This window comes from Ruegeria sp. BHSA123, from assembly GCF_059613425.1.
The window spans coordinates 1-1,716 of record NZ_JBXWSL010000157.1; the positions used below are offsets into that span (position 1 = coordinate 1).

Below are 1,716 nucleotides of genomic sequence, written 5' to 3' on the forward strand. Positions count from 1 at the left end.
GGGATGTCGGGCTGGAACCCCTTGGCGGTGCGCACCTGTTCGTAGAGGCGGGAAAAGCGATCCGACAGGTCTGCGATCGGACCGGCTTCAAGCGCAAGCCCCGCCTTGAGTGCGTTACGCAACGGGTTGCGCCATTTTCCATGCAGGGCACGCATCAGGGCGTCATCCTCCTGATCCGGATCGATCAGCACTGTCCGATATGTTGTCGCGCGACGGGTTGGCACAAATCCTGCGCGGGCGACCGCCTCGTCCGCCGGGGATGCCTGAACGGGAAAGCGCAGGCGCAGGACGTGTCCGGCGGCATGTGCGTAATTGCGTAGCTGTGACAGAATTAAGCATACCGTGTCCGGATCAGGGTCCGGCATGCCCTTGGGGTGTGTCAGTGGCCCCGCCGCAATCCATGCGATGCCCCGATTCAGAACCGGGACCTTTTTGATCCTGAGACAGGCTGCGGCAACGGGCGTATCCTGCCTGTCGTACAGGGCGACAAATTCCGTTTTTGCCCCGATGCGGTTGGCGGCGGCTTGCGCATAGGTCAGACTCTGCTCGTATGTCAGGTCATCGAACATGTGGCCCATGGCAGGCCAGTCTTCAGGCGCGATTCGGCGCAGAGAAAGCGTTTTACCACCCATCAGACGGTCGCCACCGTTTCTGTCCCCCCTAGCATATCGTCCAGAAGGATTTCTTCCTCGGGAGACAGCGCTTTGGAAGCCCGAAGGGTGAAACGGGCCGGGATCGGGTCTTGAGCAAGCGGGGAAACCGAGACACCACGATCCGTCAGAAATTGCGCGACCTTGGTCAACGCGCTATCAGGATTGGCACACAGGGCTTTGTAGTCAATTCTGACATGCCGGTGTGCTCCGACATGTGTGCAATCGCGCTCGATATCCCGGGCCACGCCGATGACCTGACGGCAGGCGCGTTCGATATCTGTATTGCCACCCGCGTTTGACGGGCGAACGGACCACCATTCTTCCTGATCGCGCATCGGGCCCTTGTTCCGCCGTTGTGCCCGGATAATGGATCGGGCGGTGTCCTTGGCGTTTCGTTGGACCTCGAGAAATAGACAGCCCGGAAATAATGCATCTAAAAGCCGCACTCGGTTGGAATGCATCACGTTCTTGTTGATGAATGGTGCTTTGGACAAGTTTGACATACCGGCCAGTGTCGCCCTGATCTTGTCCACCGGTAAATCGGGCATCATGCGTTCGTCCGTCCAGGGGCCATCTTCTAGCCAGCGTTGCCATATCCATCCGCCTTCGTTCGGGGCCGCCCAGCCTGAAATATGGCCATAATCGCTTTGAAACGCTGGTCTGTGGCGAGAGACGAAAGCCTGCCCGAGCTTTGTCGCAGCCAAAGGCGTTTTATAGAACCGGTGTGCAAGATTCGTGAAATAGGCAAGCCTGAACCGTGTGATCATGAGTTCATAGAATAGCGATGTGCCGGACCGGGGGGCGCCCAGAATGAAAATATGGGGCCATTTTGCCTCGGACTGGCGCGCCAGCATCTGTGCCTCCAGCGGAGCAAGAACAGTATGCACCGTGCCGCGCAGGGCGGATTTGACCAGCGCCTTCATGTCGGCGTGCCGATATCGGGTTGCGGGGGGGTCTGGCCCTGTGGTTGCCGGAACAAGGATCTGAACAGGAATGCAAGCCGCGCGCGCCAGGCCCGGGCCCCTTCGTGGCCGTGCCGGATCAGGCTGATCGGCAGGAACCA

The 1,716-nt window shown here is 59.6% G+C and carries 2 protein-coding genes; both read right to left on the reverse strand.

What is annotated here, in order from left to right; translation table 11 throughout:
- On the reverse strand, positions 1-632 hold a 632-nt coding region (locus tag AC2FNC_RS20720; RefSeq protein WP_496716564.1), incomplete at its 3' end, for a GNAT family N-acetyltransferase.
- Complete coding sequence (locus AC2FNC_RS20725) at positions 632-1,576, reverse strand: sulfotransferase (RefSeq protein WP_496716565.1); 945 nt, start codon at positions 1,574-1,576, stop codon at positions 632-634. The genes AC2FNC_RS20720 and AC2FNC_RS20725, both read right to left, overlap by 1 nt.
- Positions 1,577-1,716 lie beyond the last annotated feature (140 nt).